This window comes from Neptuniibacter sp. PT8_73 (assembly GCF_047778045.1).
Lineage (GTDB): Bacteria > Pseudomonadota > Gammaproteobacteria > Pseudomonadales > Balneatricaceae > Neptuniibacter.
In genome coordinates, this window is record NZ_CP180545.1 from 1,577,892 (window position 1) to 1,589,916 (window position 12,025).

A 12,025-nucleotide genomic window follows, 5' to 3' on the forward strand; every position below is an offset into this window, starting at 1 on the left:
CCATGCAGTATAATAGTGTACTTTTACAGATTCGGGACATACCAATGAGTATTAATTGGTTTCCAGGGCACATGCATAAGGCCCGGAAAGAGATCGCTAAAGTAATGGATGAGGTGGATGTAATTATTGAAGTGCTAGATGCGCGCTTACCACAATCCAGCGAAAACCCATTGGTTAATACCTTGCGTAAGGGCAAGCCAGCGTTAAAGCTCCTGAATAAGAGCGATTTGGCTGATGATAAAAAAACGCAGGAATGGATCGATTACTTTAATAGTCTTCCAGATACTCGCGCTATATCGCTTGATCACACACAAAAGAAGCTGATCAACAGAATTGCTGAGATTTGTAAGCAGATGGCACCGTCTCGCTCAGAATCTGGACGTCCAGTGCGTGCCATGATTATGGGAATTCCTAACGTTGGTAAATCTACGCTCATAAATGCCTTATTAGGTAGGAAAATTGCCAAAGTAGGCAATGAGCCAGCGGTTACTAAGAGCCAGACGCGATTCACGACGCGTAATGGTATGGCACTATCGGACACACCAGGTATTTTGTGGCCTAAAATTGAAGACGCTGATTCAGGCTATCGGCTAGCGGCAAGTGGAGCCATTAAAGATACAGCAATTGAGCATGAAGACGTTGCTATCTTTGCCGCAGGCTTTATGCGGAATGATTATCCAGATCGGTTGGTAGAACGCTTTAAATTCAAAGAGATGCCAGATCTAGCAGAAGGCGTATTAGACGAAATTGGTCGTCGAAGAGGTTGCTTACGTCCCGGTGGCATTGTTGATAGAAACAAAGCGTCTACATTACTTTTAAATGAAATACGCTCTGGTAAGCTGGGTAAATTAAGTTTTGAAACTGTTCGCGAATGGGAAGAAAAACGCCGTATCGCTGAACAGGAAAGATTAGAGCAAGAACGATTAGAAGCAGAAGCACTGGCGGCTGCTGAGAAAGAAGGTAGTAAGTAATGTCACGTTTAAAGAAAAGCCGAAAAGCAAAAGGCTTTATTCCAAATGAAGGCCCAACGCGTAATGAGCGTTTGGCTGATCCTGATAGTTACGATAGCAGACGACGCAAAGCTAAGCAGGAAAAGAAAAAGAATCAATCGGTATTTGAAAAACAGCGCCAAGCTGATGACAACTCCACAAGTAAGAAGCAATCAGAGCGTAAAACTAGACTGGCTGATAAGATTCGCGAACTAAATAAATCCAAAGAAGAGAGTGCTGAATAGCGCTCTCTTTTTAGTTGTAAGTATTGTAAAGCGGGTTGTCTGTTTTATTAATCTAACGGATAATTATTCTCATTTTTATTTAGCTGTAAGTTGCTGGTCATGAAATCTCTGTTTAAATATTCTCTTTTGGCTGTCGCTATTTCAGGCGTTCCTGTTTTCGCGGCTAACGACCTGGATGTTGGTACTAAGAAAACAGTAGCGACACATAATCAAAGCCAACAATCACAAAAACGCATCGATAATATTGAGCAGAGCACTCAAGTTGCAGTTGATGAATATCTCACCAACGAGCGTCTGTCGGATGTGACCGAAGCGTACAATGAGCAAGTAGCTTTACTGATTGAGTCGCAGAAAAAAGAAGTTTTAGATTTAGAAGCGCAAATCGCCTCCATTGAAGAAACGGATAAGGCCGTTTTGCCTATGTTGAACCAGATGGTTGAAACATTAGGTAAATTTGTAGCGCAAGACACACCTTTCTTACAGTCGGAACGTAACGAGCGTTTAGAGAAACTTGAGGCGCTCTTGCTTCGTGCTGATGTGAGCGTGGCAGAGAAGTACCGTCAGATTCTTGAGGCCTATGCTGTAGAAGTGCAGTACGGTCGTACATTCGAATCGTATAAAGGTGCATTAGCTTCAAATAATGGTCAGCAGGTTACATTCTTACGTTTAGGACGAGCTGTACTGTACTACCAGTCGCTAAATGGTGCTGAGAGTGCACTATGGCAGCCTTCTAGTCAGTCTTGGCAGGCACTTAATGATTCCCAGAATCTAGAACTTACTAAAGCTATACAAATCGCTCGGCAGCAGCAGGTGCCAAGTTTGTTAAACCTACCACTGCCTAAACTGGAGCGATAACAATGTTGAAACAATTAGGTTTAGCCGTAGTTATTGGTCTTAGCTCGCTACCAGTATTCGCTGAAACTGCGCCGCTTAAAGGTTTGCTTAGCGAAGTAAAACAGATTAGCAGTACTGATACGGCGATCAATCGTCAGCGTGAAGCAGAATTCAATGCAGATTTAAGTAAACAACAAACACTTCTTGCAAAAGGTAAGGCGCGTTTAGCCGCTGCCGAAGCAGAGCAGGAGCGATTAAAAGCTGAGTTTGATGCAAATGATGAACAGCTTGCAGAATTAGAAGCAGCACTGCAGCAACGTTCAGGTCAGCTAGGTGAAGTATTCGGCGTTGCTAAAGAATCTGCATCCGAATTAGTACCAGTTTTGATGGATTCAATGACCAGTGCTGATAACCCTGGTCGTTTAGATCAACTTTCATTTGCTGATTCTAAACGTGTACCAAAACTTCAGGATCTACAAAGCCTTTGGTACCAGCTGCAGCTCGAAATGACTGCCACTGGTGAAATAAAGCAAGTTACTGTTCCTGTTGTAAATCGGGAAGGTGTTACTGCTGATACAGTGGTCTTACGTATAGGTACCTTTGCTGCAGCTACTCGTGATGGCCAATTCTTACATTGGGATCTGCAGCAACAAAAACTGTCGGTTTTAACAACTCAACCAAGCCCTAGTGCTCAACAAGATATCGTTGAATATCAAAATGGTACTAATGCGGATGTTTTGATCGATCCAAGTCGTGGTCAGCTATTTGCGCTGTTGGATCGTATGCCAAAGCTTATTGAGCGACTGCATCAAGGCGGTGAAGTAGGTTACCTCATCATGGGGTTAGGCTTGATCGGTTTGCTGGTGGCTTTCTGGCAGATGTTGCGTATGACCAAAACTGAACTGCAAGTGAGAAAACAGCTGGCTCAACCTACGCAATTAATGGATAACAACCCGCTTGGGCGTGTTTTGCAGGCCGTTAGTCGTTCCAAACTAGGTTTGGATCAACTTGAAATGAAAGTCGATGAACTGATCCTCAAAGAAGTTCCAAAAATCGAACAGGGCCAAAGTATCGTTAAGCTACTAGCAGCCGTTGCTCCGCTTTTAGGCCTTTTGGGTACTGTTATAGGTATGATCGCAACTTTCCAGAGTATCACGCTGTTTGGTACCAGTGATCCAAAGTTGATGGCGGGTGGTATCTCTCAAGCATTGATGACAACTGTTTTAGGTTTGGTTGTAGCTATACCGTTGCTGTTCTGCCATAGCTATTTGACGAGTAGAAGCCGCCGCATTACTCAGTTGCTTCAAGAGAAAAGCTTAGGTCTGTTAGCAACTGATGAATCAATTGCTAAAGAAGAGAAGAGTACTCATGTGGCCTAGTCTTCATGATTGGATGTTTGCCTTAGGGCAGTTCTTCCAAACGGGTGGTTGGGTACTCTATTTGATTCTATGGGTGAGCTTTCTTATGTTCACCCTTATCCTTGAACGGATCAGCTATAGAGTATGGGCTTATCCCATGCAGAGAGCCTCGTTGTTAGATTATTTGCAAGGTCAAAGCTCCCCAGTTAAAAAATTGAGTGCTGTTTGTGATCTGGACTTAGCTTTGAAGAGTCAATTTCAGATGATCAAAAACCTAATAACTTTATGTCCGTTGATTGGTTTGCTAGGCACGGTGACTGGCATGATTCAGGTGTTTGACAGCCTTGCTCTTTATGGCACAGGTAATCCGCGAATGATGGCCGCTGGTGTGGCAAGTGCAACATTTCCAACAATGACGGGGATGGCAGTGGCCGTAGCTGGTTTACTTTTTTACAACCGTTTATCTAGATGGTCTGAAGCGGAAAGAAACCGCTTGCGCCGAGTGTTACATGAGGAGTCTGCAGCATGAGACAGCGAGTCAATTTAACTCAGCAGCAGGATGATGCCGAAATCAATATGACACCTATGCTGGACGTGGTGTTCATTATGCTGATCTTCTTTATCGTATCGACTTCGTTTGTGCGTGAGGCAGGCATCGATATTAATCGACCTACCGCGCAAACCAGTGAAAGTCAGAGCAAAACGGCAGTTTTAGTCGCGATCTCTGCTAACAATGAAATTTGGGTCGACCGTAAGCCTGTGGATGTACGTATGGTGCGCCCTGCGATTGAGCGTCTGAAAAGCGAACAATCGGAAATCAACGTTGTTATTCAAGCGGATGAACAGGCGACTACCGGTCAACTGGTTAAGGTGATCGATCAGCTACGCTTAGCTAATGTGAACTATACAGTGGCTACTCAAGCAGGTTCGCAATAATGCTACGTGCTTTAGTCGTTGCCCCAGGAGGCCTGTTATTAGCCATATTACTGTTTTATGCATTGGCGATGGTTTCCGGAATTGGCAAGCAGGTTGAACCTGAGAGTGTTATTACGCCTGATCTTGATTTCTTGATGGTTCGCCAAGAGAGTGATGTCGAGGCCCGTACTCGCGAATTACCGCCAGAGCCGGAAGAGATCGTTCCAGAGACCCAGCCCGAAATGCCTCAGGTGCAACAACAGGTTGTGCCTATTACCAGTACGCCCGTGACGGCCGTTGATATTCCAAACATCGATGTTGGAATTAGCGTCGCACTTTCACCATCGCTAAATAACCTAGCTGTGCCGACGCCTGAGCTGGTATTAGATACAAATCCTACAGCGGTTAGTCAGGTGCCGCCGAGTTACCCGCGTAGGGCATTGCGCCGTAAAGTTGAAGGTAGTGTAACGGTTGAGTTTTTGGTGACTGAAGCTGGCACAGTGAAGCCGGACACCATTAAGGTTATTGAATCTAATCCAAAAGGCACTTTCGATAGCGCGGTTATTAAAGCGATTAAGCGTTGGCGTTTTAAAATCAAAACCGTAGACGGTCAAGCGGTGAAGTTTAAAGCGCGTCAGGTTTTGGAATTCAAACTCGATAAGTAAATAGAACTGAATAGAACAGCTTAGAAAAATGTTGCGATCATTAATTACAGTTTGTTTTTTGTTGTTTGCTCTTCAGGGGTATGCGGCGAAGCCTGCTCTATCTGCTTATGAGTACAAACAGCTAAATGCTGCCTTTAAATCAATGGAGGCGGGGCAGTGGAAACAAGCGAATCAGCAATTGTTGGCTGCTGAGCAAAAGGTTAAGTCTGATTATGCTAAAGCGCTTGTGCAGCATAATCTTGCTCAAGTTGCTCTCCAGCAGGAGCGTTATTCCTCTGCAATAAAGTATCTGAAAGCTACTCAAGCTTTAAAAGCCTTGCCTGATGCACAACAGATTAATTTACTGCGTACTCTGGGCCAGCTTTATTGTATGCAGGAAGCTTGGAAAAGCTGTGTTTCTAATCTTCAACAATGGATGGCTAGCCCTAGTGTTTCGGTAAAAGCGAATGATCATCTGATGATGGCTCAGGCTTATAGCCAGTTAAAACGTTGGAAATCCCTTTTACCACACATTACCAAAGCGATTCGTTATAAAGGTATAGCGCCAGAAAGCTGGTATCAGCTGAAAATAGCAGCGCATATTGAGCTTAAGCAGTGGAAAGAGGCTGCTAAACAACAGCAAGTTGTGATTCAGCATTACTCCTCTAATCCCAAGCAATGGCGTCAATTGGTTTCTCTGCATATTCAGGCGGGAGATCGAAAATCCGCACTGGCTACTCAGCGATTGGGCTATGAGCGGAAGTTGTTAGTCTCAGCCAAGGACTATGAATTACTCGCGCAGTTAATGCTTCGTTCGGGCATTCCTTATCATGCCGCTAGAGTGATCGAGCAGGGTTTCCAAAAAGGTGTGATCAAGCAAAACAGCAAAAACTTAAGGCTGTTAAGCAGTGCTTGGATTCGCGCGCAAGAGAAGCCCAAGGCGATTAAAGTACTTTCGAAGCTAAACCGTATCGCACCAAGTGAGAAAGTGTCTTTACAGTTGGCTCAAATTCAACTGCAAGAGAAACAGTGGGATCAAGCAGAGAAAACGCTTTCTAATCTGTTGACGCGTAAACCTAAAAAAGTAGCTCAAATTAAGTTAATGCAGGGTATAGCTCAAATTAATCAAAAACATTTTGAGCAAGCGAGGATATCTTTAGCAGCAGCAGAAGGTGATGCTAAGTACGGGAAAATGGCAGAGAATTGGATTCGGTATTTAGATCAGATGGAAATGGATCTTCAGGCGAAAGGATGAACCTATGACATCAGCACCGGTTAAAGCCCTTGAAGGGATCAAGAATTTTAATCCTGCGCGTATTCTCTTGATTGAGGATGATCGTGAGGTAAGTAATTCTGTGTCTGAGCTTCTCAAAAAGCAAGGCTACCATACGGTGCAGAGCTTTACCGGTCGTGAGGGCTTAGTTACGGCAATCAATCAGAACTTTCATCTGATTCTTCTAGATAAAATGCTACCTGAATTAGATGGTTTAGAAGTTCTACAGCGTTTACGCAAATATCGCGATACTCCCGTTGTTATGTTGTCTGCTTGTGGTGCTGAGCAAGATCGTATCGAAGGGTTTAAGGGCGGTGCGGATGATTATCTCCCCAAACCATTCAATATGACAGAGTTGTTGCTTAGGGTCGAGGCGCTGCTCCGTAGAAGCAAATCTAATAAGGTTGATAAAGCGGATGGAGTTATCTCAGATGGTCCTATCAAGCTTGATTCAAAGAACAAGTGTTTGCAGTCAGCTAACGGCGACATCGAACTAACACCGATCGAACATGATCTTTTAAAAACATTTATTACCCATAAAGATGAGATACTGACAAAGCCTTATCTTTACCAGTTGATTTTGAGTAAGCCTTTTAGTCGCTATGATCGAAGTTTAGATATGCATGTTAGTAATCTTCGCTCGAAAATGGCTGGGATTGTCGACGAACAGAAAATAAAAACGATCCGTGGTCAAGGGTACTGTTATCAATGAGCCGGAGATTATTCTGGCAGCTTAGTTTTAGCTTATTAGCTGTATCATTGATTATCTTTTCTAGCCTTCATCATCTCTCCTATGAAGTGACTATTGGGATGACTGAAATATCTGAAGATAGTCAGGAGAGGTTAAAATCTTTAGCTAAAGACGCTGGCGAGCGATTTAAAACTGAAGGCGCAAAATCTGTTCTCCAACTCACGGAGCAAGTCGAAAAAGATTTAAAAACGTGGTCTGCATTAGTAACTGCAGATAACACCATTATCTCTAGCCAACCCATTCCTGAGGCTTTACAAAGCAAAATAGGCTTTCAGCGTTATGTGTACTGGCCAGTCCATGAATTCATGGAAAATGTGCTCATTGGAATTCCCTTAGAACAGCAAACCGGCACTTTTGTAATTGAGCTGCCAAGAGAGATGTATCCGAAGGTGGATACTGATCTTGTCCATAATCTTTTAACCATCGTCATTCCGTCTTTAATCATCCTTATTTTTTGCTGGATAGCGTATAGGTATCTTATGCGTCCTTTAGAGGCTCTAAATCAAGGTACGCTTAAGCTGGCTTCAGGGGATCTCTCTGCGCGTGTTTTACCAAGCCTTCCTGATAATCGTAAAGATGAACTAACTCAAGTTGCTGAATCTTTTGACAGTATGGCTGCTAGAGTGGAACGCTTGGTTCATTCTCAAAGGCAGTTATTAGGTGATCTTTCACATGAACTAAGAACCCCATTAACGCGAATTGGTTTAGCTATCGATCTTAGTAAAAACGATCAATCTGAAGCGGCAAAGCAATTACCTCGTCTCGAAAGGGAAGTAGCACAAATACATTCTTTGGTAGAGGATGCTTTAACTCTTGCTTGGTTAGATGGTGAGCCTGCAATTCCGCGTGACGCCAGTTTTAATTTAACTACATTGTTGGATCTAATTATCGAAGATGCCGAATTTGAATACCCAAACCGTTTAATTGAACGTAACTATGAAAAGAACCTTTTAATTCAAGGTTCTTCCCAGCAAATACTGTCCCAATCTATAGAGAATATCCTTCGAAACGCGCTTAAATACTCTACCGAGGATCAGCCGGTCAAGCTCAGTTGTGAGTGTGAGAATGCTTTTTACCGGTTAGTGGTTTCAGATCAGGGTATCGGAGTTCCAGAGGACTGCTTAGAGAAAATATTTGAGCCCTTTTATCGCACGGATAAAGCGCGTTCCAGGGAGCAGGGTGGCTTTGGTTTGGGGTTGGCTCTGTGTAAACGGCAAATTACAGCTATCGATGGCTCAATTAACGCGAGTATTAATCGGTCCGGTGGATTGGATATTGAGATTTTGATCCCTACCGTTTCATAAGCACCTATTAAGTAATTTCGAATGCCTAAGTCAATCTAGGTTGCCATTGTTCTTCGCTTTCTTTTAGCTCGCTTTACCTAAGTATATGGCTTTCGCTAATGTATTTAACCCATTCAAATCATCCGAACTTCCACAATATATTTCAAATATTAAAACTGCAGCGATACTGAAATTTTACATTCGGCTATAGGGAATACAATGGTTGTGCTGTTCTCCGTGTGTACTGCATCGACCTTGCGTGTAAAGTGCTTTCAGAACGAGTCAAAGTTAGCTTGGTTCTTTTCTGTTTCTAGTTTTAATCTAGCGGACTGCATGAGAATCATCGCTATTGGAAGTAAGGAATAAAAAAGGCTCACTTGTGTGAGCCTTTGGAAGGGGGATTTTTTTGCTAGTTATTAGAACTTGTAGCTCGCGTATAGTTTAAAGTCGCGACCTGGTTCTGGTAGACCTACAGGGTCTGGGGTACGTGGTTGGTTTGTATAGAACGTGCCTTGGTCATAGTAGAATTTATCGAATACATTGTTGATAGCTAGGCCAACGGTTAGGTCGTCATTAGGGTTCCATTTTGCGTAAACATCATGAATGGTATAACCATCTTTGTTGTCTTGGCCTTCAGGAACATCATTCAATGTTTCAACGTGGCGAGCATCCCAACCAAGTAACACATCACTGTTCACATCATACTCTAGGCCTAATGTCCATGTGCGGCCGTACGCTGCACCTAGACCCATGTCTGAGCTGTGCAGATAAGTATCACCAAGTTTAGGCTTGCTATGGGATACACCAGCATTCAGCGTTAGATCGTCCCAGAAGTAAGCCATTCTTAATGCATAGCCTTTAACCTTTACGTCGTCCTGATAGCTCGCACGATGCCACATACGGGAGTCAATCGTTTGTGCGTTTTCAATTGTTTGACGGAAAACTTCACCACTAGCAGCGAAATTGGATTGCTCGAACTTAAAGCCAAGTTCGTAGTTTTCAGATTCTTCAGCTTTAAGTGCCGATTGGTCAACATCATTAATAGTTGCATCAGGGCCTGTATAACTAGAAAGAGTGTTACCTGCGCCAAATACACCGCTTTCTAGGAAGAATACTTCGGGGCTACTCACGCCTTTGAATGCTTGAGCGTAGCCTGCACTTAGTTCTAGGCTGTCGGTTACATCAACAGTAAAGGTTGCATTAGGACTAATGTGATCATCGCTAATGTTTACACCATAATTGTCAGTGTAATCGTAATCATCATAGCGAAGGCCTGTGCTTAACCTTACTTTATTTGTTAGCTCTAAGTTGGCTTGTAAAAAGAGTGCACGTACTTCAGTTTCTTCTTTAGAAAAGGGCTGAAGTGAGTTAATTAAGTAGGCTTCATCATCTCTGTATTCAAAACCGTACTCAAATGAGTGGTTGCCAACAGTACTGATGTTTCTGATATCAAGGCCAAGGCTTTCTACGCCGCCTCCGTGCCATTCACCATTGTATACATCACCGTATATAAAATTATCCGGTGGTACAAAAGCGCTTAACCATTGGTCACCGCGTTTGATGATGTCATTATCATTATGATAAATCGTTGTGGTTAGGTTTATCAGCTCATTACTTGGATTAAATGTGTGTTTAGCTACCCAAGATTCACGGCCAGTTTCTTGATCCACCGGAATATTTAGGTATGTTGGGTGAAAAAGAGCGCCCATGTTTGGTCGAGCGTAGCGGAAGCCTTCGTCTTCAAACTTGTTATAGCTGATAGAGAAGTAATGATCTTCGTTAATGTCGCCACTTAGTTTTAGGCGTACATCTTTTTGTTGTTGCTCTGTTTCGTCAACTTTGTCGCCATTACCATCTTCATAATCATCATGCGATTCGTTATGAGTAAAACTGGCAAGCAAGCCGATATCATCTGTTAGCATGCCATAGACAGAAGCGTGGTTCTTCCAGCCTTCATTGTTTGAGCTTACTGTGCTCTTAATAAATGCCCCTGTGGTTTCGCCTTCGCGAAGCATATCTTCAGCATCTTTGAGGTTGAAGTGAATTGCACCACCTAGCGCGCCTGCGCCATCTGCCGCATTGCCAGCGCCGGGTTTGATCACTACATCTTTAATCAGTTCAGGTTCTACTTGAATGCGGCCTTGGTGGTGATATAGGTAACCTGCTTGAGTTGCACCATCGATTGTCACATTCAACAGTGTATCTTCTAGACCGCGAACATAGATTTTCTGTGCTACCGGAGCGCCGCCTCCAACAGTGATGGATGGGTCGTAGCGTAATAGATCTTCAAGATCAGAGGCTTGACGAGCTTCAATCATGTCATCTGTGAGTGCTACGTTATAGCCTTCTTCTGCCTGACCTAATACTCGAAGAGTATCTAGATTCTCAGATTGTTCCTCAGCAATGGCTGTAGTTGCCATCATTGTAATAATGGCGGCGGAAAGTGCTTTTCTTTTGGGAAAAGCAGGTGCAGGGCACGCTTTACTTCTATTTCGCATCGAGATTACCTGTCGGGTTTGGATTAACCCATGTTGTATATGTATAAGTTTATCGTTATGATAATGATTCTCATCAACGTTTTCTTTTGAGTAAACGTTAAATTGTTTTGAGGAACATTCAAAATTCAGTTTTCGGATTAAAACTTCAGTGAAGTGGAGTCGGTTTGTCAGAGTTACATACAAATGAAGGCAAAAAGGATTCGCCAGTACATAACAAGGATGATTCGATAACTGGTCAGCTAGAAGGGCGTTGCACCTTTACTGATCTGGATCTTCAGTTGCAAGTTCATACAAACGATACAGTGGAGCGGTCTACGGCACAGGCAAGCTTTATGGTGCCGCCGACCATGACCGTTGCGCTTATTCTTGAAGGGGACTTAGATGCAGCGTTAGATGAGCAGCCTCTTGTTATGACTTCTCGTAATGGTCCTGCGGGTTACATCTGGTTTCATACCAAAGAAGTCCGACTTGATCGTTGGATTAGAGCTGGGCAAAGAGTTCGTAAAGTTACGGTTAGTTTATCTTTGGATAGGTGTAGCAAACTGTTTGATATGAGTGAGTTCTATAAATCGATTGATTTTGATTGCCATAAACAAAATATGAGTATTCTACAGTGGCAACCTACACCTCAAACTTTGCGTTGTGCTGAGGAGATACTTCAGAAAGAACAAGAAGGAACCAACTTAGAGAAGCTAGATAGTATTATTTCTGCTTTTTCTCTATTTAGGCAGGCCTTTGCGCACTTCAAAGAGCCAAGTGCTCAAAGCAATTTCGACAAAGTAAATGCCCGTGAAATTGGTCGTGCTCGTATAGCTCGTGAATATATTCTGGGGCATATCGATGATGCGCTTAATATGAATGATGTTGCAAATAATACAGGGATGAGTGTCAGCACCTTACAGCGTACTTTTAAAAACTGTTATGGCTGTACAGTAATGGAGTTTGTTCGTATTCGTAAATTAGAGTTAGCCCGCTTAAGTCTCTTAGATCATGGGATAACTGTTGGAGAGGCTGCATTTAATGCTGGCTATTCAAGTACAGCTAACTTTTCAACGGCTTTTCAAAGAGAGTTTGGTTATCCGCCATCGAGTTGTATGAGTAACTAATTAGAAGAAGATTTAAGTTTTTTGTGGCTTAAATATTGGTTTGCATAATAGAAAGGTAAAGATTGTAACGATATTAAAGCCCTATAAAGAGAATCGGTTATCGTAATGGTTTTGATTCTCTTTTGTCTT

12 protein-coding genes are annotated in these 12,025 nt (G+C 43.0%); 11 read left to right on the forward strand and 1 reads right to left on the reverse strand.

Annotation, left to right across the window (positions count from 1 at the left end):
* The first annotated feature begins 44 nt into the window (after positions 1 to 44).
* From ylqF to ACMXYN_RS07065, 10 genes are all read left to right on the forward strand, one after another.
* On the forward strand, positions 45 to 971 hold the full coding sequence (ylqF, locus tag ACMXYN_RS07020; protein ID WP_415894115.1) for a ribosome biogenesis GTPase YlqF: 927 nt from the start codon (positions 45 to 47) through the stop codon (positions 969 to 971).
* Positions 971 to 1,234 (forward strand): hypothetical protein, encoded by a 264-nt coding sequence (locus ACMXYN_RS07025; RefSeq protein ID WP_415894116.1) that lies wholly within the window; start codon positions 971 to 973, stop codon positions 1,232 to 1,234. Before ylqF ends, ACMXYN_RS07025 begins: the two co-directional genes overlap by 1 nt.
* Positions 1,235 to 1,333: 99 nt before the next feature.
* On the forward strand, positions 1,334 to 2,089 hold the full coding sequence (locus ACMXYN_RS07030; RefSeq protein ID WP_415894117.1) for a DUF3450 domain-containing protein: 756 nt from the start codon (positions 1,334 to 1,336) through the stop codon (positions 2,087 to 2,089).
* A gap of 2 nt (positions 2,090 to 2,091) precedes the next feature.
* Positions 2,092 to 3,447 (forward strand): MotA/TolQ/ExbB proton channel family protein, encoded by a 1,356-nt coding sequence (locus ACMXYN_RS07035; protein WP_415894118.1) that lies wholly within the window; start codon positions 2,092 to 2,094, stop codon positions 3,445 to 3,447.
* Positions 3,437 to 3,955 (forward strand): MotA/TolQ/ExbB proton channel family protein, encoded by a 519-nt coding sequence (locus ACMXYN_RS07040; protein ID WP_415894119.1) that lies wholly within the window; start codon positions 3,437 to 3,439, stop codon positions 3,953 to 3,955. Before ACMXYN_RS07035 ends, ACMXYN_RS07040 begins: the two co-directional genes overlap by 11 nt.
* The gene (locus tag ACMXYN_RS07045) at positions 3,952 to 4,362 is read left to right on the forward strand and encodes an ExbD/TolR family protein (RefSeq protein WP_415894120.1); all 411 of its coding nucleotides are present in this window, start codon (positions 3,952 to 3,954) and stop codon (positions 4,360 to 4,362) included. Before ACMXYN_RS07040 ends, ACMXYN_RS07045 begins: the two co-directional genes overlap by 4 nt.
* Positions 4,362 to 5,006: an energy transducer TonB gene (locus tag ACMXYN_RS07050; protein WP_415894121.1), complete on the forward strand. Its 645-nt coding sequence runs from the start codon at positions 4,362 to 4,364 to the stop codon at positions 5,004 to 5,006. The genes ACMXYN_RS07045 and ACMXYN_RS07050 overlap by 1 nt, the downstream gene beginning before the upstream one ends.
* Positions 5,007 to 5,034: 28 nt before the next feature.
* Entirely contained in the window at positions 5,035 to 6,240 is a 1,206-nt protein-coding gene (locus ACMXYN_RS07055; RefSeq protein WP_415894122.1) for a tetratricopeptide repeat protein, read from the forward strand.
* Between the two features lie 4 nt (positions 6,241 to 6,244).
* Positions 6,245 to 6,970: a response regulator transcription factor gene (locus ACMXYN_RS07060; RefSeq protein ID WP_415894123.1), complete on the forward strand. Its 726-nt coding sequence runs from the start codon at positions 6,245 to 6,247 to the stop codon at positions 6,968 to 6,970.
* The gene (locus tag ACMXYN_RS07065; protein WP_415894124.1) at positions 6,967 to 8,313 is read left to right on the forward strand and encodes an ATP-binding protein; all 1,347 of its coding nucleotides are present in this window, start codon (positions 6,967 to 6,969) and stop codon (positions 8,311 to 8,313) included. The genes ACMXYN_RS07060 and ACMXYN_RS07065 overlap by 4 nt, the downstream gene beginning before the upstream one ends.
* 395 nt (positions 8,314 to 8,708) lie before the next feature.
* Here the strand turns inward: ACMXYN_RS07065 and ACMXYN_RS07070 are convergent, their stop codons facing one another.
* Positions 8,709 to 10,790, reverse strand: coding sequence for a TonB-dependent receptor domain-containing protein (locus ACMXYN_RS07070; protein ID WP_415894125.1), 2,082 nt, complete (start codon positions 10,788 to 10,790; stop codon positions 8,709 to 8,711).
* 164 nt (positions 10,791 to 10,954) lie between these two features.
* On the opposite strand from ACMXYN_RS07070, the gene ACMXYN_RS07075 reads away from it, so the two are divergent.
* Positions 10,955 to 11,896 (forward strand): helix-turn-helix transcriptional regulator, encoded by a 942-nt coding sequence (locus ACMXYN_RS07075; protein WP_415894126.1) that lies wholly within the window; start codon positions 10,955 to 10,957, stop codon positions 11,894 to 11,896.
* Positions 11,897 to 12,025: the final 129 nt, after the last annotated feature.

Bases quoted from the DNA above. Each gene is read 5' to 3' on its own strand.
- ylqF (WP_415894115.1), top strand. From the start codon at position 45: ATGAGTATTAATTGGTTTCCAGGGCACATGCATAAGGCCCGGAAAGAG.
- ACMXYN_RS07025 (WP_415894116.1), top strand. From the start codon at position 971: ATGTCACGTTTAAAGAAAAGCCGAAAAGCAAAAGGCTTTATTCCAAAT.
- ACMXYN_RS07030 (WP_415894117.1), top strand. From the start codon at position 1,334: ATGAAATCTCTGTTTAAATATTCTCTTTTGGCTGTCGCTATTTCAGGC.
- ACMXYN_RS07035 (WP_415894118.1), top strand. From the start codon at position 2,092: ATGTTGAAACAATTAGGTTTAGCCGTAGTTATTGGTCTTAGCTCGCTA.
- ACMXYN_RS07040 (WP_415894119.1), top strand. From the start codon at position 3,437: ATGTGGCCTAGTCTTCATGATTGGATGTTTGCCTTAGGGCAGTTCTTC.
- ACMXYN_RS07045 (WP_415894120.1), top strand. From the start codon at position 3,952: ATGAGACAGCGAGTCAATTTAACTCAGCAGCAGGATGATGCCGAAATC.
- ACMXYN_RS07050 (WP_415894121.1), top strand. From the start codon at position 4,362: ATGCTACGTGCTTTAGTCGTTGCCCCAGGAGGCCTGTTATTAGCCATA.
- ACMXYN_RS07055 (WP_415894122.1), top strand. From the start codon at position 5,035: ATGTTGCGATCATTAATTACAGTTTGTTTTTTGTTGTTTGCTCTTCAG.
- ACMXYN_RS07060 (WP_415894123.1), top strand. From the start codon at position 6,245: ATGACATCAGCACCGGTTAAAGCCCTTGAAGGGATCAAGAATTTTAAT.
- ACMXYN_RS07065 (WP_415894124.1), top strand. From the start codon at position 6,967: ATGAGCCGGAGATTATTCTGGCAGCTTAGTTTTAGCTTATTAGCTGTA.
- ACMXYN_RS07070 (WP_415894125.1), bottom strand. From the start codon at position 10,790: ATGCGAAATAGAAGTAAAGCGTGCCCTGCACCTGCTTTTCCCAAAAGA.